At 62.1% G+C, this 26,152-nt stretch carries 22 protein-coding genes and 1 pseudogene; 3 read left to right on the forward strand and 20 right to left on the reverse strand.

Annotated elements, in window-relative coordinates; genetic code table 11:
- Positions 1-33: 33 nt before the first annotated feature.
- The 7 genes from AC3IT0_RS03165 to AC3IT0_RS03195 all read right to left on the reverse strand — a co-directional run bounded on the left by AC3IT0_RS03165 (position 34) and on the right by AC3IT0_RS03195 (position 7,325).
- Positions 34-354 (reverse strand): putative quinol monooxygenase, encoded by a 321-nt coding sequence (locus AC3IT0_RS03165; RefSeq protein ID WP_489322351.1) that lies wholly within the window; start codon positions 352-354, stop codon positions 34-36.
- A gap of 86 nt (positions 355-440) precedes the next feature.
- Positions 441-1,613 carry a levoglucosan dehydrogenase gene (locus AC3IT0_RS03170; RefSeq protein ID WP_489322352.1) on the reverse strand — a complete coding sequence of 391 codons (1,173 nt, stop codon included), beginning with the start codon at positions 1,611-1,613 and terminating at the stop codon, positions 441-443.
- 17 nt (positions 1,614-1,630) lie between these two features.
- Positions 1,631-2,461: a sugar phosphate isomerase/epimerase family protein gene (locus tag AC3IT0_RS03175; RefSeq protein ID WP_489322353.1), complete on the reverse strand. Its 831-nt coding sequence runs from the start codon at positions 2,459-2,461 to the stop codon at positions 1,631-1,633.
- A complete protein-coding gene (locus AC3IT0_RS03180; protein ID WP_489322354.1) occupies positions 2,461-3,609 on the reverse strand; it encodes a Gfo/Idh/MocA family protein in 1,149 nt (382 codons plus the stop codon). Before AC3IT0_RS03180 ends, AC3IT0_RS03175 begins: the two co-directional genes overlap by 1 nt.
- Before the next feature lie 7 nt (positions 3,610-3,616).
- Positions 3,617-4,606 (reverse strand): ABC transporter permease, encoded by a 990-nt coding sequence (locus AC3IT0_RS03185; protein WP_489322355.1) that lies wholly within the window; start codon positions 4,604-4,606, stop codon positions 3,617-3,619.
- Between the two features lie 2 nt (positions 4,607-4,608).
- Positions 4,609-6,117, reverse strand: a complete 1,509-nt coding sequence (locus AC3IT0_RS03190; protein WP_489322356.1) for a sugar ABC transporter ATP-binding protein — start codon at positions 6,115-6,117, stop codon at positions 4,609-4,611.
- 53 nt (positions 6,118-6,170) lie between these two features.
- The gene (locus AC3IT0_RS03195) at positions 6,171-7,325 is read right to left on the reverse strand and encodes a substrate-binding domain-containing protein (protein WP_489322357.1); all 1,155 of its coding nucleotides are present in this window, start codon (positions 7,323-7,325) and stop codon (positions 6,171-6,173) included.
- Between the two features lie 139 nt (positions 7,326-7,464).
- Here AC3IT0_RS03195 and AC3IT0_RS03200 point away from each other — a divergent pair, with 139 nt between their 5' ends.
- Together AC3IT0_RS03200 and AC3IT0_RS03205 are read left to right on the forward strand one after the other, a co-directional pair.
- Positions 7,465-8,760, forward strand: coding sequence for an ROK family protein (locus AC3IT0_RS03200; RefSeq protein ID WP_489322358.1), 1,296 nt, complete (start codon positions 7,465-7,467; stop codon positions 8,758-8,760).
- Positions 8,761-9,458: 698 nt separating this feature from the next.
- Complete coding sequence (locus tag AC3IT0_RS03205; protein ID WP_489323706.1) at positions 9,459-10,457, forward strand: LacI family DNA-binding transcriptional regulator; 999 nt, start codon at positions 9,459-9,461, stop codon at positions 10,455-10,457.
- Here AC3IT0_RS03205 and AC3IT0_RS03210 read toward each other — a convergent pair.
- The 9 genes from AC3IT0_RS03210 to AC3IT0_RS03250 form a co-directional block, all read right to left on the reverse strand.
- Positions 10,454-11,287: an aldo/keto reductase gene (locus tag AC3IT0_RS03210; RefSeq protein WP_489322359.1), complete on the reverse strand. Its 834-nt coding sequence runs from the start codon at positions 11,285-11,287 to the stop codon at positions 10,454-10,456. The genes AC3IT0_RS03205 and AC3IT0_RS03210 overlap by 4 nt on opposite strands.
- A 23-nt stretch (positions 11,288-11,310) precedes the next feature.
- Positions 11,311-12,252 (reverse strand): aldo/keto reductase, encoded by a 942-nt coding sequence (locus AC3IT0_RS03215; RefSeq protein ID WP_489322360.1) that lies wholly within the window; start codon positions 12,250-12,252, stop codon positions 11,311-11,313.
- 10 nt (positions 12,253-12,262) lie between these two features.
- A complete protein-coding gene (locus tag AC3IT0_RS03220) occupies positions 12,263-13,294 on the reverse strand; it encodes a LacI family DNA-binding transcriptional regulator (protein ID WP_489323707.1) in 1,032 nt (343 codons plus the stop codon).
- A 59-nt stretch (positions 13,295-13,353) separates the two neighbouring features.
- Positions 13,354-14,430, reverse strand: a complete 1,077-nt coding sequence (locus AC3IT0_RS03225; RefSeq protein ID WP_489322361.1) for an ABC transporter permease — start codon at positions 14,428-14,430, stop codon at positions 13,354-13,356.
- Between the two features lie 67 nt (positions 14,431-14,497).
- The gene (locus tag AC3IT0_RS03230; protein ID WP_489322362.1) at positions 14,498-16,033 is read right to left on the reverse strand and encodes a sugar ABC transporter ATP-binding protein; all 1,536 of its coding nucleotides are present in this window, start codon (positions 16,031-16,033) and stop codon (positions 14,498-14,500) included.
- Positions 16,020-17,789 carry a GMC family oxidoreductase gene (locus tag AC3IT0_RS03235; RefSeq protein WP_489322363.1) on the reverse strand — a complete coding sequence of 590 codons (1,770 nt, stop codon included), beginning with the start codon at positions 17,787-17,789 and terminating at the stop codon, positions 16,020-16,022. The genes AC3IT0_RS03230 and AC3IT0_RS03235 overlap by 14 nt, the downstream gene beginning before the upstream one ends.
- A 4-nt stretch (positions 17,790-17,793) precedes the next feature.
- The gene (locus AC3IT0_RS03240) at positions 17,794-18,486 is read right to left on the reverse strand and encodes a gluconate 2-dehydrogenase subunit 3 family protein (RefSeq protein ID WP_489322364.1); all 693 of its coding nucleotides are present in this window, start codon (positions 18,484-18,486) and stop codon (positions 17,794-17,796) included.
- A gap of 40 nt (positions 18,487-18,526) precedes the next feature.
- Positions 18,527-19,609, reverse strand: a complete 1,083-nt coding sequence (locus AC3IT0_RS03245) for a sugar ABC transporter substrate-binding protein (RefSeq protein ID WP_489322365.1) — start codon at positions 19,607-19,609, stop codon at positions 18,527-18,529.
- Between the two features lie 183 nt (positions 19,610-19,792).
- Complete coding sequence (locus AC3IT0_RS03250) at positions 19,793-20,878, reverse strand: nitrilase-related carbon-nitrogen hydrolase (RefSeq protein WP_489322366.1); 1,086 nt, start codon at positions 20,876-20,878, stop codon at positions 19,793-19,795.
- Positions 20,879-21,313: 435 nt separating this feature from the next.
- On the opposite strand from AC3IT0_RS03250, the pseudogene AC3IT0_RS03255 reads away from it, so the two are divergent.
- Positions 21,314-21,838 (forward strand): annotated as a pseudogene (locus AC3IT0_RS03255) (ribulokinase); the annotation flags it as partial.
- Between the two features lie 90 nt (positions 21,839-21,928).
- Here the strand turns inward: AC3IT0_RS03255 and AC3IT0_RS03260 are convergent.
- From AC3IT0_RS03260 to AC3IT0_RS03275, 4 genes are read right to left on the reverse strand one after another with little or no spacing between them, the layout of a single operon-like run.
- The gene (locus AC3IT0_RS03260; RefSeq protein WP_489322367.1) at positions 21,929-22,930 is read right to left on the reverse strand and encodes a sugar phosphate isomerase/epimerase family protein; all 1,002 of its coding nucleotides are present in this window, start codon (positions 22,928-22,930) and stop codon (positions 21,929-21,931) included.
- Between the two features lies 1 nt (position 22,931).
- Positions 22,932-24,101, reverse strand: a complete 1,170-nt coding sequence (locus AC3IT0_RS03265; RefSeq protein WP_489322368.1) for a Gfo/Idh/MocA family protein — start codon at positions 24,099-24,101, stop codon at positions 22,932-22,934.
- Positions 24,102-24,109: 8 nt separating this feature from the next.
- Positions 24,110-25,231, reverse strand: coding sequence for a Gfo/Idh/MocA family protein (locus tag AC3IT0_RS03270; RefSeq protein WP_489322369.1), 1,122 nt, complete (start codon positions 25,229-25,231; stop codon positions 24,110-24,112).
- Positions 25,228-25,980 (reverse strand): sugar phosphate isomerase/epimerase family protein, encoded by a 753-nt coding sequence (locus tag AC3IT0_RS03275; protein WP_489322370.1) that lies wholly within the window; start codon positions 25,978-25,980, stop codon positions 25,228-25,230. The genes AC3IT0_RS03270 and AC3IT0_RS03275 overlap by 4 nt, the downstream gene beginning before the upstream one ends.
- Positions 25,981-26,152: the final 172 nt, after the last annotated feature.

A 26,152-nucleotide genomic window follows, 5' to 3' on the forward strand; every position in this document is an offset into this window, starting at 1 on the left:
CGATGACGGGGGGTGTGAATGTTCTGCGTCGAATTAGGCGATGGGACGAAACCTGTGAACGTTCAAAGGTTCAGCCATATGCTCCGCCGCGGATGCCAGGAAGTCGACAACGTGTTGTTTCTCGTTGTGGAGGACCAGCGCATCGGCATCCGTCCACTTCTCGTACAGCAGGAAGGTGTTGCGGTCCTGTTCGTCACTAATGACTGTGTACTCGATACAGCCGTCATCGCGGCGGCTGGCGGTCTGCAGGACGGCCAGCAGTTGCTCCAGTTCGTCGGCGTGACCGGGTTTTGCCTTGAAGACGGGGATGACATAGGTGGCCGTATCGTTGGCCGGTGCTGGTGTATTGGTCATTCAGAAGCTCTTTCGTTCTCCTTGGTGTGTAGGATGCAGGTGCGGCGCCGCCTGCTCTGGGACGCCGCACCTGCATCTCGTGGGGGTTACGCCTCGATGCTGGGCACTTTCACCCAGTTGCCGGACTCCGCGGATTCGATGATGGCATCGTCGATCAAGGCAGTCTGGTAGCCGTCGGCAAAGTTCGGGCTGACGCTTCCGCCTTCAGCGATTGCCTTGAAGAAATCGTAGGCTTCAATGATCTTGGTTTCACCGTAGCCAATGCCCAGGGCCGGGATGGGCCAGAGCCCTTCTCCGTACGGGTGCGCAGGGCCGGTGTAGACAGTCCGGAACCCCCGGCGGTCACCGGGGTCGCTGGCGAAGCAAACCTGGAGTTCATCGCGACGTTCGTAGTTGAACACGATGCTACCTTCGGTGCCGTGGATCTCGAAGGTCAGGAAGTTGTTGCGGCCATAGGCATTGCGGGTCGCTTCGATGGATCCGATGGCACCGTTGGCAAACTTGACCATGGTGAGCACTTCGTCATCCACATCCACAGCCCCGCGGGGACCTTCCCCACCGGAGACGTTACCCAGGCTGTCCGCGCTGCCGGACTGCAACGGCCGCTCCGGAATCCAGGTGGACATTACCGAATTGACGGATGTGAATTCGCCGACGAGGTAGCGGGCCATGTCGATTACGTGGGTTCCAATATCGCCCAATGCGCCCGAACCTGCGATGGACTTCTGAAAGCGCCAGGAGAGCGGGGAATTCGCGTCGGCGCTCCAGTCCTGCAGGTAGGTGCCGCGGAAGCTGATAACCCGGCCGATGGCACCCTCGTCAATGTACTTTTTGGCCAGGGCGACTGCCGGTGTGCGGCGGTAGTTGAACGCAACCATGTGCACGATGTCAGTGTTCTTCACCGCGTCATACATGGCCTTGGATTCCTCACCCGTCCGCGCCAGCGGCTTCTCGCAGATGATGTGCTTCCCCGCCTGGGCGGCTGCGATGGCGATTTCGGCGTGAAGGTGGTTTGGCGTCGCGATGTCGACGACGTGGATATCGGGATCATCGATAATCCTGCGCCAGTCTGAGGTGGAGTTTTCAAAACCAAAGCGGCTGGCGGCCTGGGCTGCGAGATCATCAGTGGCTTCCGCAATAATTTTGCGGACCGGCATGGCAGGGGCGGGCCAGAAGAACATGGGCATGGCAGCGTAGGCGAGCGAGTGGGCCTTGCCCATGAAGCCGCCGCCGATGAGGCCGACGTTAAGTTTCTGCATGGCGTGTTCCTTTTCGTTTAGAGGCCGGTGTCGGCGAGGATTTTGTCGAGGTATTTCTTGCTGATTTCGGCGGCGGTCTTGGGATCGCCGTCGTACGAATCGAGTTCCACCATCAGCCAGCTGTCGTAACCGCTTTCCTTCACCGCACGGATGATGTCAGGGAAATCCAGATCGCCTTCGCCGAGGGGGAGGAACTCAAACGGATCCTGACGGAAATCCTTGAGGTGCACGTGGCGGATACGGTCCGGGTATTTCCGGATTGCTGCCGCCGGATCGCAGCCGCCGGCAGCAAGGTGGGCGGTGTCGGGGCAGAATCCGATGCGCGTTCTGGTCATGAGGCGGTCGAGTTCGTCCGGACTCTCCACGATGGTGCTGAGGTGAGGGTGGTAGCTCGCAGTAAGGCCGAAGCTCTCAGCGATTTCAGTGACCCGGTCCAGGCCCTTGGCGAGCAGGGTGTAGTCTTCGTCGCTGGTGCCCGCGGCGCGACGTGCGCCGCCCCCGACGACGAGTCGCTCGGCGCCGAAAGTGGCTGCCAGCTCCGCGGCGTGATTGATGCGGTGCAGTTCCTCGGGGAGGATGTCGGCGAAGATGAAGTTGGCGCCGGAGTATACGGAGACGAGTTTGAGACCTGAATCGCTGAGCAGTTCCTGCAGGTCCTGCGGACGGTCTTCGTAGTCCACGAGGTTGCCGTCGAACATCTCTGTTCCTTCATAGCCGACCGCGGCAATGTCCCGCACGGCATCCTCCATGGAGCCGTTGGACCGGTAGTAAAGGTCTTTGACACTGGTGACCCCTGCCGGGTGGCCGGTGACGCCACCCCAGGTGATTGAGTGGTATCCAAGCTGCATTATCTTTGCCTTTCGGGTGTTAGTTCGTCAGAGATGCTGGAGCCTGCCTGCAGGCCTGGCACATCGACCCAGGTGTTAGTGGCTGTGGAATCCACGACTGCCTGGGTGATCAGTGCCGCGCGAAGTCCGTCGCGGAAGGTTGGAAGCCCGTCGACACTCTCGCCACGGGCAGCGGCGTAGACGTCGGCCACGAAAGCATTGAAGCTGTCCTGGTAGCCGTGCGGGTGGCCGGCCGGGAGCCTGGCATACCGCTGCGATTCCGGGTAGGAAAGCGTGTCGGGGCCGCTCGGTACGCGGGTGCTGCCGCGGACGCTTCCCACCCAGAGAGTTTCCGGCTCTTCCTGGTTGAAGCTCAAGGACGCCTCGGTACCGTCGAACGAGAACCAGAGCCGGTTCTTTCTCCCCGGCGTGACCTGGCTGACGACCAGGGACCCCGTGGCGCCCTTATCGGTTTCAAACAGCAGCGCCGCACCGTCCTCCGTTCCGACGTTTAGCATTCCGCTTTCGCTGGCGCGTTGCGGAAACGCTTTGGACGTTTTGGCCACTAGACGAGTGATTTGGTGCCCGGTAACGAATTCCATCAGGTCGCACCAGTGCACCCCAATGTCGCCGAATGCCCTGGACGCTCCGCCGGAGCCAGAGTCCACTCGCCAGTTGGTGGCGGAGCTGCTCGCTAGCCAGTCCTGCAGGTAGGAACCGTGCAGGAGCCACAGTTCGCCGGCCTCACCGCGGGTCAGCCGCGCCTTGGCTTCGCGGATTGTCGGGTAGAAACGGTAGATAAAAGGTACTGCCGCTACAGATCCGGTGCCCTCCGCCAGGGTGCTGAGCTGTTCGGCGTCCTCAACCGTTGTGGCCAAGGGTTTTTCACACACGACGTGCTTGCCTGCTTCAAGCGCCAGCCTGGCCAGGTAGGCATGGCTGGCGTTCGGGGTGCAGATGTGGACGACGTCGACATCGTTACTGCGGATCAGCGCTTCCGGGGATTCGGCGGCTTTTGCGGCATGGAGCCGTCCCGCTGCCGCGCGTGAACTCTCCGGCGTGCGTCCGGCGATTTCGCTCAGGACGCCGCCGGCGGCGCGCACCGCATGTGCGTGGACTTCCCCCATGAACCCGGTGCCGATGATTCCCGCCCTCATTTGCCCGGTCATGCGGTGCTCATTTCTTTCGGGCCAAGGCAACGGCCAGGATGATAATCGCACCGCGGACAACCTGCTGCTGGCTGCTGTCCAGTCCCGCGAGGATCAGGCCATTGTTGATCAATCCGATCAGGAGGGCGCCGAAGAGTGTGCCGACCACCGAACCGGCACCGCCGAAGAGGCTGGTTCCGCCCAGGATCACTGCGGCGATGGCTGAGAGTTCGTCGCCGCTGCCCCACTGGAAGCGTCCGGACTGGAGCCGACCGGCGTAGAGCATGCCGGCAACACTGGCGACCATGCCGGAGATGAGAAGGACCTGGAACTTAATGCGCTTGGTGTTGATGCCCGTGAAGTCAGCCGCGGTACGGTTGCCGCCGGTGGCAAGGACCTGGCGGCCGAACTTGGTCCGGGAAAGTACCACTGCGCCGATCGCCACAAAGATGGCGCTCCACACAATAAGTCCGGGAACGGGACCGAAATTACCGGAGCCGAACAGCATGTTGAACGTGTCGTTGAGAATGGGCTGCGGCGCCGAAGCCGTGATCCATTGGGCCACGCCGACTGCGATGCCGAGCATGCCCAGCGTTACCAGGAAGGAAGGGATACCCAGCAGGCTGACAAGGGCGCCGTTGATCGATCCGACGACCAGACCGACGGCGAGACCTGCCAGGATGCCCGGGACGATTCCCCATTGGGCCAACGCCATGGCCGTGCAGACGCTCGAGAGTCCGGCGACCGAGCCCACGCTCAGGTCAATTTCGGCGCACGCGATGACGTACGTCATGCCGACGGCGATGACAGTAATGGTTGCTGTCTGGCGGAAGATGTTCAGCAAATTGTTGGGCGACAGGAAGCCTTGGTCGCGCAACAGCACCGCGAAGAAGATGAACACGACGACGAAGCCGATGTAAATGACGTAGCGGCGCCAATCGAGCTCGCCAAGGGTGCGCTTCAGGTTGAAGGGCGTTTTCTCCTCAGAAGCCTTCGCTGAGATGGTTGGGTTGTTCATGATCAGACTCCCTGAACTGCGAGTTGTAGTGATTCTTCGTCTTCGATTTCGCTGCGCTTCAAATCCCGAGTGACGGAGCCATCCCTGAGGACCAGGACCCTGTCGCTGACGGCGAGCAGTTCCGGGTATTCGGAGGAAATGACGATGACGGCCTTGCCTGCGTTGGCCAGATCGCGAATCATGTCGAGGATTTCGCTCTTCGTGCCGATGTCGACGCCCGCTGTCGGTTCGTCCAGGATCAGGACGTCGGGATCCGTGCCGAGCCACTTGGCCAACACGACCTTCTGCTGGTTTCCGCCGGACAGCAGCCGTACGGGCTTGTTGGGGTGAGCAACCTTCACTGCGAATTTCTTGATGAGCGAGTTTGAAAGATTCCTTCCTTCTCCCGCGTCCAGCAAAGGTCCGCGCCGGATCTGGTCGAGCAGCGGCAGCAGCAGGTTTTCCCGAACGGAGTGGTCCAAGACCAGCCCCTGCGCGCGCCGGTCCTCGGGAATGAGAGCCAGGCCGGCCTCGATGGCCTTGCGCGGGTTTGAGATCGAGATTTTCTGACCGCGGAGCAGGATCTCCCCGCTTTCAAGGGGATCAATGCCGAACAGCACCCTGGCGAGCTCCGTCCGGCCGCTTCCCATCAGTCCAGCCAGCCCAAGGATCTCGCCGGCGTGAAGTGTGAAGGAGACGTTGCGGACGCGCTTGCCCGACGTAAGGTCCCGGGCCTCGAGGATGGGGGATGCCGTCTCCGAGTCGTGATCACGTTCCTTGTAACTCATCTGACCCTCGATCTTCTTGCCCACGATGCCTTCCACGATCTGTTCCGGCGTGACATTGGACAATGGTTCCGTGAGGAGGCGTTGTCCGTCACGCAGGATCGTGATGCGGTCGGCAATACGGTAGACCTCGTCCATGCGGTGGGAGATGTAGATGATGGATATGCCGCGCTTCTTGAGCCGATCCACGAGATCGAAGAGCGCCTCCGTCTCGTGCCGGGCCAGGCTGGCGGTCGGCTCGTCCATGATCAGCACCTTGGCATCTTGTGCGAGGGCCTTCGCGATTTCCGTTAGCTGCCAATAGGCCGTGCCAAGACGCGAAACATGGGCGCGCGGGTCGACCTCGACTTCCATTTCCTTGAAGACTTCGCGGGCCTTCCGGACAGCTGCCCGGTCATCGATCAGACCGCTACGTCCTTGCGGTTCTGCCGCGAGGAAGATGTTCTGCGCTACGGTCAGGCTCGGGACCAGGCTGAATTCCTGGAACACCATGCCGATTCCGGCGGCCTTAGCATCCTGAATGGTTTTGATGTCGACTTGCTGTCCTCCGACGAGGATGGTTCCCTCATCAGCGTGGTAGACACCCTGAAGAATTTTCATCAGCGTGGACTTGCCGGCGCCGTTTCCGCCGGCAAGAGCGTGCACTTCCCCTGCGCGGACTTCGAAGTCCACGTCGTTGAGGACATTGACTCCGTTGAATCCTTTTGAGATCGACCGCATTTCAACGGCGAGGGCTCCTGTGTTCATGGTGAGATCGCTTTCACTGGGTGGGGCAAGGCCGAAACCCTGCCCCACGCCTGCTATTTCTTGAAGGAGTCCTGAATGTCCTTGGGGGCGTCCTCGTGGTAAACCTGCTTCCAGGCTTCGAGGACGTTGTTGTGGTCCACGGGTACAGCGCTCAGCGCCACATAGGCCGGCGTGGTCTTGCCGAGCAGGGCCATCGCTGCGAGCCGGGCTTCTGTTACGCCCTGGTCGAACGGCAGCTGTGCGCCGAGGCCGATAACGAGCTCGTTCTTGGCGAGTGCGATGGCAACGTTTTTGCCCAGGTCTTCCGTGGCGATTTTCAGGTCAGGACGGCCGGCCGCACGGGCTGCCGCCATGACGCCTTCGGCCGGGACATCCCAGACGGCCCAAATGCCGGAGAGGTCGGCGTACTTGCTGAGCATGGCGTTTGCGGCGCCCTGTGCGTCACCGGCGAAGTCGGGACCGGCGATGCCCTTCTCTTCGACGATCTGGATGTCCGGGTAGTCCTTGGTGATGGTCTCCTTGAACCCCTGGTAGCGCTGCTTGGTGACAAAGAAGTCGGCTTCGTGGAAGATCAGGCCGATCTTGCCCTTGCCGCCAAGAGCCTTCGCCATCAGGTGGGCGGAGACCACGCCGTTGCCGAAGTTGTCGGCCGATACTACAGAGACGTAGTCCGTACCGGCGGTGAGTCCCTTAGGAACGTTGTCCATGAAGACAAGCTTCGCTCCGGCCGCTGCGGCCTTCTTGTAGGCGGAAGCCGTAGCCACAGGATCGGTGGGGATGGAAATAATGACGTCGGGGTTCTGGGTCATGATCGTCTCAAGATCGGAAACCTGCTTGTCCGGCTTGAAGTTCGCATCCGTAGTGGCAATGAGGTTGATCCCAAGACGCGAGAATTCACTCTTAAGGCCCGCGATCTGGGCATTAGCCCAGTCATTGCCGCCATAGTGCATAACGATTGCAGCCTTGGCTCCAAGGGCCTTGACCTTCGCGATATCTTCCTCGCTCAGATCTGCGACCGAGGCCGGAGACGCCTCCTCGCCGTTCGGGCCTTTGCTGAGAACCTGGCCTTTGATCTTGGCCAGTGCGGCATCGGCCTTTTCCGAGACGCCCGCATCCTGCGTTGTGGTGGTGGTTCCGGAAGAGCTGCAGCCGGTCGCAGTCAGAACGAGTGCGGTGGCGAGAGCAACAAGCGGGAGCTTGTATTTCATGACTATTCTCCAATGAATATGAGGCTGGGTACCGCCTTGGACCATCAGCCGGGGCCGTCAGTGTCACCTCGTCGTGTGACTGGCACAACACAAAGTTATGCACGTGTTGTGCATAAGTCAACCCTTTGGGGGATAATGGTTGAAGGTCATCAGCAAAAGGAGCTACGGAGTGACGACGAAGAACTCAAATGTGGCGCTCGTTGGGGAACAAATCGGTTCCTTGGTCGCAGTGCTGAATGCAGTGCGGTCTGGGCAGGCTCTGACGAGGCCGGAGGTCGTCAGAGTTACTGGACTGGGCCGGAATGTCGTCTCTCAAAGAGTGGAGTACCTCCTTGACTCAGGACTCTTGGAGGAAGGACCTACCGGACCTTCACAGGGTGGCCGGGCCCCGAGGCAGCTCGCTTTCAAAGCCACCGCCGGACAGGTGCTCGTTGCGGAACTTGGTGCAACCAGCCTGGGCGTGGCACTGACGGATCTGGACGGGCGAATCGTTTCGGCCGTTGAGGAGCCTAGCGACATCAATAACGGGCCTGAAGTGATTCTCAAGCGCGTGGCACAGCTCTTTGACGAGCTGTTGGAACGCCACGATGGGAGTCCCCGGCTGTGGGGTATCGGTATCGGACTGCCCGGCCCGGTGGAGTTCGCGACAGGAAAGCCGGTAGTGCCGCCTATCATGCCCGGTTGGGACGGCTACGACGTCAGGGCGTTCTTCCAAGGCAACTTCTCGGCCCCTGTATGGGCGGATAACGAGGTAAATCTCATGGCTTTGGGTGAATTTCGGGACGGCCTAGGGCAGGACCACTCTGAGATTGTGTACGTCAAGGTGGGGACAGGCATTGGCGCAGGTCTCATATCCCAAGGCCGGTTGCACCGTGGCGCACTTGGAAGCGCCGGCGACATCGGCCACATCCGGTTGGGTCCGGACTCCGTGGCTTGCCGCTGCGGAAAGCGCGGCTGTTTGGAAGCCGTGGCCGGGGGCGCCGCAATTGCCCGCCAGGGAGAAGCCCTTGGGAAATCCGGAAAGAGCCGGCTGCTTGCAACAACGATTGCGGACCACGGCTCCGTCAACGCTCGCGATGTCGCGGACGCGGCTCGCCGGGGCGACGCCGACGCGACCGATCTATTGCTCTATTCGGCCAGGGAGGTTGGCGAGGCCATCTCCCTGCTGGTCAACATTTTCAACCCGTCACTGGTCCTCGTAGGCGGGGGAGTCGCTGACTCCGGAGACCTCTATCTTGCAGAAGTCAGGAAGACGGTCTTGGGAAGCTCGCTTCCGCTGGCTACGCGGAACCTGAGCATCATGCCGTCGCCGACCGGGGACCAGGCGGGCCTCCGCGGAGCTGCATTCATGGTTATCGACCAACTACTGTCAGGACACCTGCTCGAGCGCTGGATCCAAGGCGGAACCCCTTCCGGCCGCACTGACCTCACGTGAAGGCCTTTGTCGCTAGAACGAGTCACTCCTACGGACTCTTCGAATCTCGAAGGCGGCGGACGAAAGGGAACCCATTGAGTCCAGCGGATTACACGTGTCGGCTCACTTCCGAGACGCCACCGAGATCCTGCTTATCAATCGGCGACGCCGGACATAGTCAACGTCAAAGTGGAAGGCGTGGTCTCTTTCTCGTCGGGATGTGCCGGGGCTCTCGGCGGGCACGGGCTTCCGGGTTCCGGACACAGCCAGAAAGGCGGAAGCGGTGGTTCCAGAGGGGTTGCCAGGCATTCTCTGATGGGCGGGTCCTGCTGTAGTTGAAGTACGCGAGACACCGCGGTGCCCGCTGCTTGACGAGGGCGCCTATGAGCCCCCCATCCGCTTCGCCGTAAGCAGCAGTACCCCGGAAGAGGCCTCGAAAGTCGGCGGACGCGTCTACTACCCCACGAGCTGGAAATCGGCCGCTCAGCTGCCGACGTTCAGATGCGCCCCCAGCCCGGAGAAGGCAGTCCTGCCACAGGTCGTACCCGAAGCAAGGATCTTCGATTGAGAGCGTCGGCAGACCTTTCCGCGGGCTGTGAGACGAACGCTGAGACTGGGCCACTACTACCACTCGCGTGCTTGCGGTCGAGCCACTGGATTGCAGTTAGCCTTGATAAATGGCCTCATATGAAAGAGAAACTGCCCCGCGGAGCGCGAGAATGATCGATGTGGCGAGGCTCGCCGGCGTGTCCCAGCAGACCGTCTCGAGGGTCTTGAACGGGAGCACGAATGTTGGGCCGGAGGTCCGCCAGAGTGTGGAGGACGCCGTTCGGAAGTTGAGGTATCGCCGTAACACCGCTGCCCGTGCATTGGTGACGAGCAGGAGCATGACCTTGGGGGTCATTTCCTTCGGTCTGGATTATTACGGCCCTTCACTGGCGCTTTTGGGTATTGAGGAATCCGCACGAAAGGCGGGTTACACCATCACCCTTGTCACTGTTTCGGATACTCAGTTGAACAGTATGAGTGCAGCCATGAACCACCTCATCGTCAACGGGGTTGATGGCGTCATAGTTTTCGCGCCGATCAAAGGCGTCCAGGGCTTAATAGCGGCTCTCTCGGATGGCGTACCTGTGGTGAGTTTCGAGCCAGCTGCGGAACACACTATTTCAAGCGTAGCCCTCGATGAAGAGCTCGGTGCGCGACTTGTAACCCGGCACCTGCTTGAACTGGGCCACGAGACGGTGTGGCAGGTGTGTGGTGATCAGGCCTGGGTCGGCACGGACGCTCGAATCCGTGGGTGGCAGTCCGAGCTGGCCGCAGCGAAAAGGGTGGCGCCACAGCCGATTTTGGGAGACTGGACTTCCGCGTCGGGCTATGCCGCTGGACTGGAGATCGTCAAGAATCCGGATATCACTGCCGTCTTCGTGGCGAACGACCACATGGCAATGGGAGTTCTGAGCGCTTTACGGGAAGAGGGCGTCAGCTGTCCCGCTGAAGTCAGCATCGCGGGCTTCGATGATGTTCCCGATAGCCGTTACTACCAGCCAGCACTGACGACTGTCCGGATGGACTTCCGTGAAGTTGGCCGCAATTGTGTGGAGCGAATTCTGAGCCTCATCGGCGGGGCCGAATCGTCTGAGCTGGCAAAGATTCAGCCTGAACTCGTCGTGCGTGACAGTACGGCCCCGCCGCCCCGGAACGGTCGTCGATCCTAGCCGAAAAGGTCAGGGTTGTCGCCCGTCCGCGCCCCGGTTTCAAGGTTCCTTATGGTTCTGTGATCGTCCTCGTCGAGTGTGAAGTCGAAGACGTTAAGGTTTTCCTTCATCCTCTCCGGAGTTACGGATTTGGGGATAACCACATTTCCGAGTTCAACGTGCCATCGGATCACGATCTGGGCGACACTTCTGGAATGTTTCTGCGCAATCTTGATCAGGTCCGCGTTTTCGAAAACCCGCCCACGGCCAAGGGGCGACCACGCCTGGGTGAGGATACCCTGCTGGGCATTAAACTCGCGGACGGCCTCATTCTGAAAACCCGGATGAAGTTCGATCTGGTTAACTACGGGGCGGATCTCAGTGTCCGCAAAGAGGCGCTCCAAGTGGTGTGGCTGGAAGTTGGAGACGCCGATCGATTTAGCCCGGCCATTTCTGAGGATTCTCTCCAGAGCCCGCCACGTGTCAACGTACCGGTCCTTGGCGGGCAGCGGCCAGTGGATGAGGTAGAGGTCGACGTACTCCAGCCCCAGAGAACTGAGGCTGCGGTCGAAGGCCGCCAACGCCTCGTCATAGCCATGGTCGTCGCCCCAGACTTTGGTGGTGACATGGACCTCCTCTCGGGGGATGCCGGAGCGCCGGAGACCTTCTCCGACTCCCGCTTCGTTCAAATAGAACGCGGCGGTGTCGATGCTTCTGTACCCGGCCGCCAGGGCACTGACTACCGCATCGGCAGCCTCGTTGTCGTCCGGGCCGTAGATGCCGAGTCCGATCTGGGGTATCGGTAACCCGTCGTTCTGTACGAGGACCGGGGGGTGGAGTGTGGTTGGCATGGTTTGTCCTTTGCAGCTCCGGTCTAGTTTTCGAAGCCGTCGCGGCCCACTGCGGCCAGCGGCTCCAGCTGGGCCCAGACGCTCTCGGGGATTTCCCATTCTGCGAGCCGGACGGTTTGGGCGATGCGTTCGGGCGCGGACATTCCGACAATCGTGGATGCGATGCGTGGTTCTCGGAGTGAAAATTGGAGTGCGGCGGCGGCCAGAGGAATGTCGTGGGGGGCGAGGATCTGCTGCATCTGGCGGACTCGTTCCTTGGTGGCTTCGCTTGCCGGCGCGTAGCAATAGTTGGGGTGCTCGTCCGGGCCTTTGACGAGCATCCCGCCGCCGTAGGGGGCGCCGTTGACGAAGGCGATTCCGCGGCGGTCGGCGTCGTCGATCAGGGGCAGTGCGGACTGGTCCACGAGCGTGTAGCGGTTGTGGCTGATCACTGCTTCGAATTCGTCGGTGGCCAGGTACTTCAGCATGAGATCGATGGGGCCGCCTGCGACGCCGAGGTGCCGGATGACTCCCTCGTCGCGAAGTTTGACCAGGGCCTGAAGCGGCCCGCCGGGTGCGATGCCTTCTTCGAAGCTGATTTTTTCGGGATCGTGCAGGTATACGAGTTCGAGCCGGTCCAGTCCCAGCCGTTCCAGGCTCTCCTTTACGGAGGCCCGGACCCTCTCTTCGGAGAAGTCGGTGGTGCCCGGGAGCGGGTCCATTTTGGTGGCGAGCAGGTACCCGTCGGGGAGGCCGCCCGCTCTGTCGGTGGCCATTCCGATCCTGCGTTCACTTTCTCCGCCGCCATACTCGTTGGAGGTGTCGATGAAGTTGAACGGTCCACGGAAGACCTCGAGCAAGGTCGCTATCGCCTGGTCGGTGCTCACTTCGTAACCGTATTGGGCCGGGAAGCTGCCCAGGGGGCTGGTGCCCACACAGACTGGTGAGACGGTAAGGCCTGTCTTGCCAAAGGGTCGGTTTTTCATTTTTCGTTCCTCACGTGGTTGTTGATATTGCTCTTAGGAGAGACGCTGATGCTGCATCTTCCATTTGTGGGGGTGCCGTGCTGGACCTGTGAATGAGTTTGGGCTGCAGTCGTGGAACGGGATCCAGCGCTAAACCTTTCATCAGGTCCAGGATCCGCCCGACGCACAGCCTTCCCACCTCGCTAAAGTTCAGGCGGATGGTGGTCAGGCCGGGGACGTAGTACCTTGACTCGGGAACATCATCGAATCCGACGATGCTGATGTCTTCGGGAACACGCACGCCTTCCTCTTTCAGGGCACTGAGAACGCCCAGAGCCATCTGGTCGTTGGCCACAAAGACGGCGGTGATGTCCGGGTTCGCCGCGATCTTCCTACCCGCCAGGCAGCCGGATTCGGCGCTCCAGTCGGCTTTAAAGTCCACGTTGGCGACGCGGCCGGCAGAGGACAGCTCCGCCCGCCAGCCGCGAATGCGGGCCTCGGCACCCAGCCAGCCTTCCGGACCACTGACATGCCAAACAGTCTCGTGACCGAGATCCAGTAGATGACGTGTCGCTAAGCGCGCCCCGAGTACCTCGTCCACTGCCACGTTGGCTATACCCTCGTCCGCGCCCGGTGCAAACACCACGAGCGGCACAGAGGTGGACAGTGCGCTCAGTGCTGTCAATGCGCTCTGGACGGGTGCCAAGACAATGATCCCGTCAACAGAATCCGCGACGAGATGGTCCAGACCCCGGCTGATGTCCTCGACCCCGGCCTCCTCGAGGGTGACGAGGCTGGTGGCGTAACCGGCCTTGCGTGCCTCATCGGCGATGCCGAACAGTGCCACGGACGGCCCATACTGGGTCAGACCAAAGCTTATGACCCCCAGATTCATGGTCCGGTTGGTGGCCAGGGCACGCGCCGCGGTGTTGCGCCGGTACTGAAGCTGCCGGATGGCGTCTTCCACGCGCTCACGGATTTCGGGGCGCACGTTCCTGTCACCATTGACCAGCCGGGATACCGTCTGCTGGGAGACGCCGGCCAGCCGGGCGACGTCGATCATTCTCGAGTTGCGGGGCGGCGTGGGTGAGACCTCACTGGACATGGTGGCTGTTCGTTCTCTTAGGCCGGCACTTTAGTCTGGTGGCGCCCAAACGCCCTGCTTAGGAAGGCCGAGATGCGTTGCACTCCTCCTGCGCTGGAGAGGAACACGGCGAGCACCACAACGGCGCCCTTGATAACCAGCTGCGGTTCCGAGGAGATGCCCACCAGGTTCATGATGTTGATGATCGTCGCCAGGATGAAGACACCTATCACGGCGCTGATCGGGTCTCCCTTGCCGCCCATCAGTGAAGCGCCGCCTACGACGACCGCTGCGATAGCGTCCAGCTCGTAGCCGGTTCCGATGAGAGAACTTCCCTGCAGCAGCTGGGCAGCTGCGATAAGACCGGCGAGGCCAGCCAACAGCCCGGAAACGGTGTAGGTGATAAGGAGGTCCCGGTGCACGGGCAGACCGGATAGCCGGGCCGCCTCGGGATTGCCGCCGATGGCGTACAGTCGGCGCCCCATGGTGGTGAATTTGGTGACGAAGGCTGCAATGAGCGTGACAAGGATGAAGATGAGAACCGGATTGCGGAGCCCCAGGGTCACGCCGCTGGAAAAGGCGGAGATGAACGAAGTGTCCGAAATCTGGATCAGGCTGGTGGACTGGATGATGTAGCTGAATCCCTTAACTATGCTGAGCATCGCCAGCGTGGCAATAAACGGCGGGATCCTGAGCCACACAACCATCAGCCCGTTGATGAAGCCGGCCAGTGCGCAGACGCCCAGGGTTATTGCGACCGACAATCCCGCGGACATGCCCGTTTGAAGTGTGAGGGCAGAGACCACGGTGGACATGGCCAGGATGGATCCTACGGACAGATCAATCCCGCCTGTCAGGATTACAAAGAACTGACCCACGGCGAGGATCGCGATGATGGCCGAGAAGGCAATCACGTTATTGGCGTTCCGGACCGACATAAAATCCGGCGACACTGCCGCTCCGATGATGATGATTGCGAGCAGGACCAGGATCAGATAGCTCTTGGGAAGCAGGCGTCTGGCCGTTTCCATGACTGGACGGGGAGCTGCGTTGCTCCGTCCGCCGTTGGCGGGCAGGGGTTCAGTCTGCTTTTCAATGGTGCTGGGATTTCCCAATGTATTCTCCGTGGGTTCGAGGAACTTGATGGTTCGGTAGGTGGTGAGGCGATGTGTACTGGGTCGCTCAGGCGAACCGTTCCAGGAGGACCTGCCCGTGGGGGTCGATTTCGTCGTGGTCAAATTCGGCAACCACCTTTCCTCTGGCCATGACCAGAACCCTGTCGCACATCATAGCTTCGGAAATTTCCGAGCTGGCGATAATGACGGTTCCCCCGGACCTCGCGAAGTCGCGGAGAAGTTCGTACATGTCTTCCTTGGCACCCACGTCCACCCCACGGGTCGGCTCGTCGCAGATCAGCAGCTTTGCTGATCTCACAAGCCACCTGGCGAGGATGGCCTTCTGTTGGGTGCCGCCGCTTAGCGTCTTCATGGGCTGGCCGATGCTGGAGATCTTCATGCCAAGCTGGTCAGCCAGGCCCTGGGCGGCCTTCGCTTCCTGGCGGCTGTTGATGACGGAGAAGCGGCTGAACATTGGCAGGCTTGCGAGGGTGATGTTTCCGCCCACGCTCATGTCTGGGATGAATCCTTCCGCCTTGCGGTCCTGCGGCAGCAGCCCGATGCTGTGGCGGATAGCGTCACGGGGCGTACGGAACTCCACCTTTTTGCCCTCGAAGACAATGGAACCGCGGGTTTTTTCTCGGGCGCCGGCAAGAAGACTCGCCAGCTCGGAATGTCCACTGCCGATCAGCCCGGAGATCCCGAGCACCTCACCCTTGTGCAGGTCGAACGTCACCTCCGAGATCCTGGTGTCCCGGTGCAGGTCCTTGACGGACATCAGGATCTGATCACTGGGCCCGGCGCCGAGACGCGGGCTGCGTTCGCCGCTCAGGGCGGCTTCGGCCAACGAGCCGGAGAGGTCCTGACCCACCATGGCGGTGACAACGTCACTGGGTTTGCTGTCCGCGGTGGTGTACTCCACGGCCTTGCGTCCATCCCGAAGGACGGAAACGGAATCGCACAGCGAATAAATTTCATCCATGCGGTGCGAAATGTATATCAGCGTGACGCCTTCATCCGCCAGCCCCCGCAGCACTTCGAAGAGCCGGGCCACGTCCGGAAGCGGAAGGGTGGAGGTTGGCTCGTCCAGGAGGAGGATGCGGACATCTTTGTGCAAAGCCTTCGCCAATTCCACGGCCTGCTGCTCCGCGACTGAAAAGCTTGAGACGGGGCGCCGCACGTCCAGGTCGAACCCGATCCGGGCAAGGGCGGCCTCCGCCTGGCTTTTCATCGCCGCCCAGTCCACCACGGGGCCCTTCATCGGTAGGGCCCCGAGGAAGATGTTCTCGGCAACGGAGAGGCTGGGCACCAGGCTCAGTTCCTGGTAGATCGTATGGATCCCGGCCTGCTGCGCGTCCTGGGGGGTACGGAAGCGGATTTGTTCGCCGCCGAGGAAAATGGATCCGCCGTCGGGCGTCTCCGCCCCGGACAGGATCTTCACCAGCGTGGACTTGCCGGCACCGTTCTGCCCGGCGAGGGCGTGGATGCTTCCACGACCGACACTGAGGTCAACGCCCTTGAGGGCCTGCACGCCGGGGTAGGACTTGGTGATTCCCTCCAGCCGCAGCTCCACTTCGGCCGGCCCTGTCTCATCCATGGTCATGCCGCCCACCGGCCAAATCCAGCAGCGATTCCGTGGACGGAAGCACCCGCGACATCATCGGCTTGTCCAGCATCTGATCCACCGTCATGTAGGCAAGCGCCTGAATGGTCTGCGTCGGGTTGTAGCCGTGATAGCTGGGGAACTGGCCGCCGCCAATGACGAAGAGGTTGTTCACCTCGTGCGATCGTCCGAAGATGTCCACTACTGAGGTCGCGGGGTTCTCGCCCATCCGGTGGGTGCCCACCTCGTGCGTGGACAGGTGATAGTCGGGGTTGGAGGTTTCTTCCCACCACGTGGTGAGGTTCATCTCGGCGGCGATCTTCCGCTTTTGCTTGAGCAGGAATTCGACGGCGCGCTGGTCCATCTCGCTCCAGCCGTGGGTCATGCGTAGCGCCGGCTGGCCGTATTGGTCCTTGCGGTTCGGATCCAGGTCGACGTACGTCTCATGGGTGGGGATGTTTGCGGTCTGGGAGTACATGGCCCAGATGCGCGTGTAGTTGTCCTTCATCCAGTCGCGGAAGCCGGCTCCCCAGCGGGGTGCGTTTTCTGGCATGGCCTGGGCAATTTCCAACGGCTGGTAGTCGCCCGGCCAGCTGATGATCGGGGCGCCCCAGAAGACGCTTGGATCGTAGTCGTGAACCAGTTCGCCGCTGAAGTCCTCGATGGCGGTCGAGGCTACCAGGGGACCCATGAAAGGGTTGGACGACTCCGGCGTCAGGCCCATGAAGAAGCCGAAGGCGTGGGTCATCAGGTGTTTGCCGACCTGCCCGTTCTTGTTGATGCCCGATGCAAGCATCAGACGGGCGTTCTCCAGGGCGTAGCAGGCCAGGACCACGCGGTCCGCTTCGATGTCAACGGACCTGCCCTGGGGATCGTAGTAGGAAACGCCGGTGGCGCGGCTGCCGTCATTGGACATGTTGACTTTGTAGACACGGCAATAGTCCCGGACTTCGAGATTTCCGCTCTTGAGGCCGTCGGGCAGGGTGGCCACGTGGGTTGAGGTCTTGGCGTTGACGTGGCAGGCGTAGCCGTGGCAGAAACCGCAGTAGGTGCAGCCCGAGCGGTCTTTGAAGGGTTCGGAGGCGATGGCCGCTGCCGTACGGAACGGATGGAAGCCGAGCCGGCTGCAGGCCTCGGCAAAACGCTGGTCGGCCGGACCCTGGCGAAGCGGCGGCATGGGGTAGTCCCGGGCGCGGGGCGCTTCCCACGGGTTCTTGCTCAGGTGCTCCTCGCCGGCAATGTTGTTGCCGCGGCCGGAGATGCCCAGGTCCCATTCGACGCGGTCGTAGTAGGGTTCCAGGTCCTGGTAGCTGATCGGCCAGTCCTCGAGCGTGTTGTCCTCGGGGAGGAAGTCCTTGCCGAGCCTTTCTTCGATGGTGCTCTTCATCGTGAACTCTGTCTCGCGGAACCTCCAGCAGGCGCCGCCCCAGTGGATTGAGCCCCCGCCGGTCCCGAGCGAGGGGGGAAGGTGCAGTGGGTTGACTGTGCCCAGTGGTCCGTCGACCCAGGGCAGGAGCTTTGATGAGTCCTTGCTTCCCTCGCGCCATGTCATCGGGTCGCTGGTCATGTTCGGGATGATGGCACCGCGGGCGTAGTACCGGATTTCGTCGAACTTCATCTTGAAGTCCTCATCCGTGTAGGCGGGACCCTTGTCCAGGCAGACGACTTTCAGACCCTGTTGGGCCAGTTCGGAGGCTACGATCGCGCCGGATGCGCCTGCCCCGACTACTATGACATCGAATTTTTTCTGCACCACGGCGTCACTTCACCTCGTTTGAGTAGTACTGCTTGTTGTCTGTCATCTTGCTCAGGTCGCGACGCAGGTCGGAGAGGGTTTTGATGACGATGGTTGAAGCGTCGAATCCGGGCTTCATTTGTTCGGCCGTGTAGCCCCACTGGGCTCCCGGGAAGCCCACGAGCTTCCAGCCGACCGTGTCGCGGTTACCTCCGTAAATCGGGTCGCAAAAGTACCCCTCAACGGTGTGCTCCCGGATGACGGCGAACAGGCGGCGCAGGATCTCCCTGTCGGCCTGCGCCGATGAGTCCGCGAGGTGCCGGTGTCCGTCCTCGACGATGTCCTGATCAAGAGGTTCAGGCAGCTGCCCGGAGGCAGGCGGGGCAGAAGTCTCGATGACTTCCGGTCCAAGCAGGTCGCGGACGATTTCGTCCTGCTGGTCTGTCTCCAGCTCGTGGAACTGGGCGTGGAAGAGGTCGCTGCAGTACCGCTCCAGTTCCCGCAGTCCCAGGCGGTAAATGCGCTGCAGGTTGACGCTGAAGCCGGTCACTGACCGGTCGATGTAGTAGACGACGCCGGCTTCGGTGGCTCCGGCGTCGTCGCCGTTGGCGGGGATAATACGCTCCGCAATGGCTTCAACGGTCTTTGCTTGAAAGTCGGTGAAGTAGGTCAGGGCCATGGATTCGACGGGAGGAGACGTTGTTGGTTTTTGATTCATGATGCTTGTCTTTCGATGTGGCTCGTCGAGGGGACGTAGACTATTCGGCGGCGCGGACGTAGGTGTCCTGCGGCTTGTGATAGGTCTTGGCGTTATCGGGCGTGACGAGGCTTGTCTTGATGAATGTTGTCTGCCCCGGGCACTTGGATGAGTCCTTGTTGAACGCCGCCAAGGCCATTTTCACAGCCGTTGCGCCCTGGTCCCACGGCTGGTTGGAAGCGTCCGCCTGCAGCGGTCCCGTGGGGTCGTCGAGCATCTGCTTCACAGATGTCATGCCGCCGTCGTAGCTTCCTTCGATGACGTTGTCCCAGATGCCGGCTGACTTCAGGCCCTGTTCGATGCCGCCCTGCATGACGTCGCTCATGCTGAAAACGATTTTCAGGTCCGGGTTGGACGTCGCCACGTCCCGGATCGGAGCCAGCGCAGTGTCAGGCTTCCAGGAGCCGTACTTCAGGGGAAGCTCCACGGTCTTGATGCCGGGATATTTGTTGATGACCTCTTTGTAGCCCTGCATGAATCCGCTGTAGCGGAGCTCGCTGATGACGTCACCGGGGAATCCGCCGATGCCGACGAGCTTGAACTCGCCGGTCTCGCCGAATTTGGCCACGGCCTTCTGGGCAATGTCAGCCCCGGCCAGGGCGCCGGTGGCTTTCTGGTCTTCCGCGACGTAGCAGAACATGTTCGGGACGAGAGACGGATCGAGGTTCGAGTTAACGGTGATCAGGGGGATTCCTGCCGCCTTGAGTGCCTGCACCGAGGGGCCTACACCGATTGGATCGTTGGCGTTCATGATCACCACGTCCACGTTCTTCGTGATCAGCGTCTGGACATCGGCGTTCTGGCGGACGGTGTCGCCGTTGGCGTCCAGGAGCTCGATCTTTGCCCCCATCTTGTCCGCTTCGGCTTTGCCGCCGTCGACGAGGGTTTTCCACCAGTCGCTGCCGCTGATGCCCCGTTGGGACCAGCCGATGACGAGGCCTTTTCCTGTATTCTTTTCTGTGGCGTCTCCTGCCGGTGAGGCGCTTGCGCCGCAGCCCGACAGCGCGAGTGCAAGACCCGTCGCCGCCAGCATTCCTGTCAATTGAAGCCGGCGTTTCCCCGTCGGCGATGTTGAACTGCTCATTCCTACACTCCTTTTGTGTCACAGACGCGGTGCCGGATGGTGCCGGACCGTTCTCGCGAATTTGAGCAGGCCTTCCCAGGCCTTGCTGTTGCCGACAGAGCGATCGCCCAGGTCTCCTACGCTTGACCCGGGCGATCGTTTGCCGAAAGCCGCTACGGTAGTTATCGACCGAAAAGCAGGCCACTAGTCGATCGGGGTAAAGACTCCCCGCTGTTCGAGCAGTTTGATGTTGCTGGCCCGGAGTTCGCGTTCGCGGGCCAGCCAGCCTTCGGCGGGCGGCTCGTTGAGGTACTGGTTCTTCGGGTAGATCGGTTCGGCATAGATGGCGGCGTACTGTTCGGTGCGCAGATCCTTGAAGCCGTTGAAGACGCCGTTGGACTGGCGTGCCCTGCGCAGCGCGTCGATGTCGATGACGGTGCTGACGAAGGTGTCGCCGGGGGTGATGCCCGACTGCTCGACAATGATCTGGCCCTTGTGGTCTACAATCATGGACTTGCCCCCGAAGAGGTCGTTCAGGACACCGTCGGGACCGATTTCCGGGCCGAGGTTGGGGGCGACGACGATGGCGTTGTTGAACATGGCGTGGGCTTTGTTCTGCGTTTCCCACATGCCGTTCATCGTCTGCGGTTCGATCAGGGTGGCGCGGATCAGGATCTCCGCGCCGTTCATTGCCAGGCCGCGGGCGATTTCCGGGTAGGCACCTTCGTGGCAGATGATGTAGCCGATGTTGCCGATGTCGGCGGTCCTAGCCACGGGGTAGATGGCGTCCATGATCCGGCCGTCACCCTTCTTCTGGATCCATTCGTCCCACAGGTCATGCGGGTTGGTGGTGCCCAAGGTGCCGCCTTCAAAGCCGTCGCTGGTGGCCTTGGCACGCCGGTAAATCACCTCGCCCTGCGGGTTGATCATGAAGGCCACGTTGAAGTACCGGTCCGGGAAATCGTCGTCCGCGACGAGGTACAGCTCTCCGGCGATGTAGGTATCAAGTTCGCGAGCTGCCTTGCCCAGCTCGTCGGTTTCGGGGCCGGGGATGGTTCGGGCAAACTTCTTCTCTGCCTCGCGGTTCCCGGCAGTAAAGGCCATGTGCATACCTTGGATCGCCATCTCGGGGATAACCACCAGCTTGACGGGGGCGCCTTCGGTGGCTGCCACACCCACTGCCGTTTTCATGAAGCCGATGATGCGCTTCGTGTTCTCCAGCGCATCTTCGGGCTCCCGGATGGGCTTCTGGACGGGGGACAAAGCCACCACGGTGTAAGGCTGCGTCATTGGTCAACTCCTTCGTCGAATGCTCGAGTTCGTCCTCGGCTGAAAGCTATGTTAGCGCACACTTAGGGTCCGTCAATAGGGCTTTTGAACAAATTTAAAATGAGGTGGGAAGGGTATCCGGACTGGATACCCACCAGAAGTGGTACACCAATGAAGGAAGTTCCCGAGCAACAGAATCTCCGGGTTTTCACTGTGTTATAGCGGAATTTGGAGGCCTGGATCGTAATTGTGAGCGTGCATGGCCTACTGACGAAACCACTAGCCGAAACCTCAGCGTCTTGCGCAAACTTTAGCAAAATGGCTGCACACGCGGTTTGAGTGAGCGATCACTTGATCTTTCTCAATTGGGCCAATTCTGGTCTAATGGGGAGTCGGTTGTTAGCGCTCACGAACGATTCAGTCCGCGAAGCGGCGGGCTGATTATTGGAGGACTTTATGAACGTCACAGTGGTCGGCAGCGAGAGCTATGTGATCGGGGTGGATTACGGCACCCTGTCGGGCCGTGCCGTGGTGGTCCGGGTCCGCGACGGCAAGGAGCTCGGCAGCGGCGTGTTCGACTACCCGCACGCGGTGGTCACGGAGGCCCTTCCGGTTGACGTGGCGGGCGACGGCGTAACCCGACTTCCCGGGGAGTGGGCGCTTCAGGTGCCGAACGACTACCGGGACGTGCTCCGGCACGCTGTGCCGGCGGCGATCGCGGCTGCGGGGATTGACCCGTCCGCGGTGGTCGGGATCGCGACGGACTTTACGGCCTGCACCATGGTGCCGGTCAAGGCTGACGGCACGCCGCTGAACGAGCTGCCGGGCTTCGCGAACCGGCCGCACGCCTACGTTAAGCTCTGGCGCCACCATGCGGCGCAGGGCCAGGCGGACCGCATCAACGCGCTGGCCGCCGGGATGGGCGAGACATGGCTTCCGCGCTACGGCGGGCTGATCTCGTCGGAGTGGGAGTTCGCAAGGCACAGACTTGGGCAAGGGTCAGTTGTTCCCCGCTCCGGAAGAGCTGGAAAACTTCGCCGGCTGTGGCTTCCCTGCGGCGTCCCACAATTCTTAGTCCTTGGTGCTGAAGGCGGCGTCGAAGCTGGTCTGGGAGGCGGGGAAGTCGAACTTCTTCAGCGCTGCCAAGGCTTCGGGGGCGCCGTGGAGGCGGTCCATGCCGGCGTCTTCCCATTCGACCGAGATGGGCCCGGTGTAGCCGATCGCTGTGAGGGCCCGGAAGGAGGATTCCCAGGGGACGTCGCCGCGGCCTGCGGAGACGAAGTCCCAACCGCGGCGCGGGTCGCCCCAGGGCAGGTGGGAGCCCATCACGGTGTTCCGGCCGGTGGGGCGGAGCTTCGTGTCCTTGCAGTCCACGTGGTAGATCCGGTCTTTGAAGTCCCAGATGAACGAGACGGGGTCGATGCCCTGCCACATAAAGTGCGAGGGGTCCCAGTTCAGGCCGAACGCTTCACGGTGCCCGATCGCTTCGAGGGTCCGGACGGTGGTCCAGTAGTCGTAGGCGATCTCGGAGGGGTGGACTTCGTGGGCGAACCGGACGCCGCATTCGTCGAAGACGTCCAGGATGGGGTTCCAGCGGTCGGCGAAGTCCTGGTAGCCGGCCTCGATCACGGCGGCCGGGACCGGCGGGAACATGGCCACGTACTGCCAGATGGAGGAACCGGTGAACCCGACGACGGTGTCCACGCCGAGTGCCTTGGCGAGCCGGGCGGTGTGTTTCATTTCCTCGGCGGCGCGTTGGCGGACGCCTTCGGGGTCCCCGTCGCCCCAGACCTTCGCGCCGACGATTGCTTCGTGGCGGAAGTCGATGGGGTCATCGCACACAGCCTGGCCCTTGAGGTGGTTGGAGATGGCCCAGACCTTCAGGTTGTACTTCGCCAGCACGGCGAGTTTGGACTCGACATAGCCGGGTTCGTCCCAGCGCCAGGCGTCCAGGTGGTCCCCGGACACGGCGATTTCCAGGCCGTCGTAGCCCCAGCCGGAGGCCAGGCGTGCCACTTCCTCAAACGGGAGGTCGGCCCACTGGCCGGTGAACAGGGTGTAGGGGCGGGGCATGTCAGGCTCCTTCGGAAGCGGTGGTGCGGGCCAGCTGGATGGTGGAGCTCTTGGCTGCGGCGGACTCTTCGATGGCGCTCAGGATCCGTTGGACTTCCAGGCCGTCCTCGAACGACGGCGACGGCGGGGTCCCGCCCTGAATGGCAAGCAGGAAGTCGCGGATTTCGTGGGTGAAGGTGTGCTCCCAGCCGATGATGTGGCCCTGCGGCCACCAGGCTTCAAGGTACGGGTGCTCGGGTTCGTTGACCAGGATCCGGCGGAACCCCTGCTCGCGGACGGGTGCGGTGGCATCGAGGAAGTGGAGTTCGTTGAGGTTCTCCAGGTCGAACCGGATGGCGCCCTTGTCCCCATAGATCTCCAGCTCCAGGGAGTTCTTCTGGCCGGTAGCTACCCGCGAAACCTCAACTGAGGCGACTGCTCCGGAGGCGAGGGACAGCGTGGCCCAGGCGGCGTCGTCGACCGTTACGTCCTCCAGGCCGGCCGCCCCGGGGCGGCGCGTGGTGAAGGTGTGCAGGCGGCCCGAAACCTCGGTCACCGGGTCCCCGAGCAGGAACAGCACCTGGTCGATGGCATGGGAGGCGATATCCCCGAGCGCCCCGGAACCGGCGGTTTCCTTGTTCAGCCGCCAGGTCATGGGCGCCGTCTCGTCCGCCAGCCAGTCCTGCAGGTAAGCAGCGCGGACGTGGCGGACAGTTCCCACCCGGCCTTCCGCGATGAGTTCCCGCGCCAGGGCCAACGCGGGCACCCGCCGGTAATTGAAGCCGATCATCGACTGCACGCCTTTGGCCCGGGCTGCCTGGGTGGCCGCCGTCATGGCCTCGGCCTCGGCCAGGGTGTTGGCGAGTGGCTTCTCCACCAGGACATGCTTGCCCGCCGCGAGGGCAGCGGTGGCGATCTCGGCGTGCATCCAGCCCGGGGCGCAGATGTCCACGATGTCGATATCCTCGCGGTCCAGGACTGTGCGCCAGTCGGTCGCGGTCTCGGCCCAGCCGTACTTGGCAGCGGCGTCCTTCACCCCGGTGGGGTCCCGGCCCACCAGGACCTTCTGTTCAAAGGCCGGGACATCGAAGAAGCTGGCCACATTGCGCCAGGCGTTGGAATGGGCCTTGCCCATAAACGCGTAGCCGATCATGGCGACGCCGAGCGGGCGTTTCGCAGGTGAGGTCATCATCGTCCCTCCTAGAGCGTTGCGGTTTCCGGGGCCCAGTCCTCCGGCAGGGCCGGCGAGACTGGTGCGGAGCTTTCAACGTCAACAAACGTGCCGGTTTCCATGGACTCGGTGATTGAGACCATGCTGTCCAGGACGTGGTAGGCCAGGTTGCCGGTGGCGCGGTGGGGAACCCCTGCACGCAGCGAGCGGGCCATGTCCAGGACGCCCATGCCGCGGCCGCTGGCGGGCCCGGTTGCCGGGACCGTGGTCCAGTCCTCGTCCCCTGCGCGCCAGAGCCGGATGTCGCCGTCGAAATTATTGGGGTCCGGCAGGGAGAGGGTGGCCTCGGTGCCGGTGATTTCAACGAATCCCATGTGAACGCGCGGGGACTCAAAGGAGAAGACGCTGTGCGAGGATGCTCCGCTTTCGAACTGGGCCATGGCGCTCACGTGGGTGGGCACCTCGACGGTGAACTCCTCGCCGGCCTTGGGCCCGGAGCCGATGACGCGGATGTCCTTTGCCTTGGAGCCAACGGCGGCGACCTTGCGGACGGAGCCGAACGTCTGGACCAGCATGGTGAGGTAGTACGGGCCCATGTCGAAGAGCGGCCCGGCGCCGGTCTGGAACAGGAAAGCCGGGTTGGGGTGCCAGGATTCCGGACCGGGGGTCTGGAAGGTGGTCATGGCCGTCAGCGGGGTGCCGATGTCGCCGCGTTCGATCAGCCGGCGTGCCGTCTGCAGGCCGGCGCCGAGGAAAGTGTCGGGAGCGCAGCCGAGGCGGATGCCGGCGGCATCGGCGGTTTTGAGCAGGCCAAGCCCGGAGGCGCGGTCCAGGGAGAAGGGCTTCTCGGTCCAGACATGCTTGCCGGCATTGACGGCGGCGGTGGCTACCTCAACGTGCGCCGCGGGGATGGTCAGGTTCACGATGATTTCGACGTCGGGATGGTTTAGCGCCGCGTCCACGCCGCCCCACTCCGCGATGCCGTATTCCTTGGCCCTGGACTCGGCGGCCTCTTCAACGAGGTCAGCGATGACGAGGACTTTCAGGTCCGGGAACACGGTGAGGTTGTCCAGGTATTCCTTGGAAATGTTGCCGGCGCCGATAACGGCGACACCCACCGGACCACGGCGGGTCGATGCTGCGTGGCTCATGCACGTGCTCCGGCGGTGCCCTGTGCGGCGTTGAGGTAAGCGAGGCTCTCGGTGATGCCTTCGAAGATGTCTCCGGCGTAGTCATCAAATTCCACCACGCCCACCTCGAGGGACCTAGCGGCGGCAATGACGTCCAGCACGGCGACCTTGCCCTGGCCCGCCGGCTGCTGCGCCTTTGTGTCGGTGTTCAGCGGTCCGTCCTTGATGTGGATGAACTTCACCCGGTCGCCGAGCCGCTCCAGCACCGCCACGGGATCCTGGCCGCCCACGGCCACCCAGTAGGTGTCCACTTCGAGGACAACTTCAGGGTCGAGGAGGTCCGCGAAGTACTCCAGCGCGGTCCGTCCTTCGATGGTGGACTCCAGCTCCCACTGGTGGTTGTGGTAGCCCACGCGGATGCCGTATCCGGCGCCCTTCTTGGCTGCGGCGTTGAGGCCGGCAGCGATGGCCTGGATGTCCGCCGCGGACTGCCAGCGGTCAGCCGCGATGAACGGATCGATCACCGTGGTGATCCCCAGTTCCCTGGCCGCGGCGAAAATCTCATCCTGGTCCTGGCTCAGCAGTGGTGCGTGTCCGGACGGAGCCGTCAGGCCGTTCTCCCTCAATGCAGCCCCGAGCTCGTTGGCCGTGGCTACAAAGTTGTACGGCTCAACCTTCGTAAAGCCGATCTCCGCGACCTTGCGGATGGCGCCGGGAAGGTCCGCCTGGATCTGGTCCCGGAGGGTGTAGAGCTGGATCGAGTAGTTCATTGGGTCTCCTGATTGCAGACGAATCCACGTTGACTGGGTGCTGCGGTGCTGCGGTGCTGAGGGCGATGCCACTGCCACTAAAGCTAGAATGACTTTTGCCGACCGTCAAGCAAAAGTTGCATGAATGCCGATATTCTTTATTCAGCGTGACAGGCAGAAGTTCCATGTGTTA

The organism is Pseudarthrobacter sp. KH_020_B, assembly GCF_057840185.1.